1 rRNA gene is annotated in these 2958 nt (G+C 53.6%); it reads left to right on the top strand.

The annotated features are described in order from the left end of the window. Positions 1 to 31 precede the first annotated feature (31 nt). Positions 32 to 2958, top strand: a 23S ribosomal RNA gene (locus tag ACZ6Y1_RS37395).

Raw genomic sequence — 2958 nt, 5'->3', positions numbered from 1 at the left:
TACAAGATATCACATAGTGATTCTTTTTAACGGTTAAGTTAGAAAGGGCGCACGGTGGATGCCTTGGCACTAGGAGCCGATGAAGGACGGGACGAACACCGATATGCTTCGGGGAGCTGTAAGCAAGCTTTGATCCGGAGATTTCCGAATGGGGAAACCCACCACTCGTAATGGAGTGGTATCCATATCTGAATTCATAGGATATGAGAAGGCAGACCCGGGGAACTGAAACATCTAAGTACCCGGAGGAAGAGAAAGCAAATGCGATTCCCTGAGTAGCGGCGAGCGAAACGGGATTAGCCCAAACCAAGAGGCTTGCCTCTTGGGGTTGTAGGACACTCTGTACGGAGTTACAAAGGAACGAGGTAGATGAAGAGGTCTGGAAAGGCCCGCCATAGGAGGTAACAGCCCTGTAGTCAAAACTTCGTTCTCTCCTGAGTGGATCCTGAGTACGGCGGAACACGTGAAATTCCGTCGGAATCCGGGAGGACCATCTCCCAAGGCTAAATACTCCCTAGTGACCGATAGTGAACCAGTACCGTGAGGGAAAGGTGAAAAGCACCCCGGAAGGGGAGTGAAAGAGATCCTGAAACCGTGTGCCTACAAGTAGTCAGAGCCCGTTAACGGGTGATGGCGTGCCTTTTGTAGAATGAACCGGCGAGTTACGATCCCGTGCAAGGTTAAGCAGAAGATGCGGAGCCGCAGCGAAAGCGAGTCTGAATAGGGCGCATGAGTACGTGGTCGTAGACCCGAAACCAGGTGATCTACCCATGTCCAGGGTGAAGTTCAGGTAACACTGAATGGAGGCCCGAACCCACGCACGTTGAAAAGTGCGGGGATGAGGTGTGGGTAGGGGTGAAATGCCAATCGAACCTGGAGATAGCTGGTTCTCTCCGAAATAGCTTTAGGGCTAGCCTCAAGGTAAGAGTCTTGGAGGTAGAGCACTGATTGGACTAGGGGCCCCTACCGGGTTACCGAATTCAGTCAAACTCCGAATGCCAATGACTTATCCTTGGGAGTCAGACTGCGAGTGATAAGATCCGTAGTCGAAAGGGAAACAGCCCAGACCGCCAGCTAAGGTCCCAAAGTATACGTTAAGTGGAAAAGGATGTGGAGTTGCTTAGACAACCAGGATGTTGGCTTAGAAGCAGCCACCATTTAAAGAGTGCGTAATAGCTCACTGGTCGAGTGACTCTGCGCCGAAAATGTACCGGGGCTAAACGTATCACCGAAGCTGCGGACTGTTCTTCGAACAGTGGTAGGAGAGCGTTCTAAGGGCTGTGAAGCCAGACCGGAAGGACTGGTGGAGCGCTTAGAAGTGAGAATGCCGGTATGAGTAGCGAAAGAGGGGTGAGAATCCCCTCCACCGAATGCCTAAGGTTTCCTGAGGAAGGCTCGTCCGCTCAGGGTTAGTCGGGACCTAAGCCGAGGCCGAAAGGCGTAGGCGATGGACAACAGGTTGATATTCCTGTACCACCTCCTCACCATTTGAGCAATGGGGGGACGCAGGAGGATAGGGTAAGCGCGGTATTGGATATCCGCGTCCAAGCAGTTAGGCTGGGAAATAGGCAAATCCGTTTCCCATAAGGCTGAGCTGTGATGGCGAGCGAAATATAGTAGCGAAGTTCCTGATTCCACACTGCCAAGAAAAGCCTCTAGCGAGGTGAGAGGTGCCCGTACCGCAAACCGACACAGGTAGGCGAGGAGAGAATCCTAAGGTGATCGAGAGAACTCTCGTTAAGGAACTCGGCAAAATGACCCCGTAACTTCGGGAGAAGGGGTGCTCTGTTAGGGTGCAAGCCCGAGAGAGCCGCAGTGAATAGGCCCAGGCGACTGTTTAGCAAAAACACAGGTCTCTGCGAAGCCGTAAGGCGAAGTATAGGGGCTGACGCCTGCCCGGTGCTGGAAGGTTAAGAGGAGCGCTTAGCGTAAGCGAAGGTGCGAATTGAAGCCCCAGTAAACGGCGGCCGTAACTATAACGGTCCTAAGGTAGCGAAATTCCTTGTCGGGTAAGTTCCGACCCGCACGAAAGGCGCAACGATCTGGGCACTGTCTCAACGAGAGACTCGGTGAAATTATAGTACCTGTGAAGATGCAGGTTACCCGCGACAGGACGGAAAGACCCCGTGGAGCTTTACTGCAGCCTGATATTGAATGTTGGTACAGCTTGTACAGGATAGGTAGGAGCCTTGGAAACCGGAGCGCCAGCTTCGGTGGAGGCATCGGTGGGATACTACCCTGGCTGTATTGACCTTCTAACCCGCCGCCCTTATCGGGCGGGGAGACAGTGTCAGGTGGGCAGTTTGACTGGGGCGGTCGCCTCCTAAAAGGTAACGGAGGCGCCCAAAGGTTCCCTCAGAATGGTTGGAAATCATTCGCAGAGTGTAAAGGCACAAGGGAGCTTGACTGCGAGACCTACAAGTCGAGCAGGGACGAAAGTCGGGCTTAGTGATCCGGTGGTTCCGCATGGAAGGGCCATCGCTCAACGGATAAAAGCTACCCCGGGGATAACAGGCTTATCTCCCCCAAGAGTCCACATCGACGGGGAGGTTTGGCACCTCGATGTCGGCTCATCGCATCCTGGGGCTGTAGTCGGTCCCAAGGGTTGGGCTGTTCGCCCATTAAAGCGGTACGCGAGCTGGGTTCAGAACGTCGTGAGACAGTTCGGTCCCTATCCGTCGCGGGCGCAGGAAATTTGAGAGGAGCTGTCCTTAGTACGAGAGGACCGGGATGGACGCACCGCTGGTGTACCAGTTGTTCTGCCAAGGGCATCGCTGGGTAGCTATGTGCGGACGGGATAAGTGCTGAAAGCATCTAAGCATGAAGCCCCCCTCAAGATGAGATTTCCCATTCCGCAAGGAAGTAAGATCCCTGAAAGATGATCAGGTTGATAGGTCTGAGGTGGAAGTGTGGCGACACATGGAGCTGACAGATACTAATCGATCGAGGACTTAACCA

It is taken from the genome of Streptomyces sp. NPDC053432, from assembly GCF_055585365.1.
This window is presented reverse-complemented; position numbering and strand designations above follow the sequence as displayed.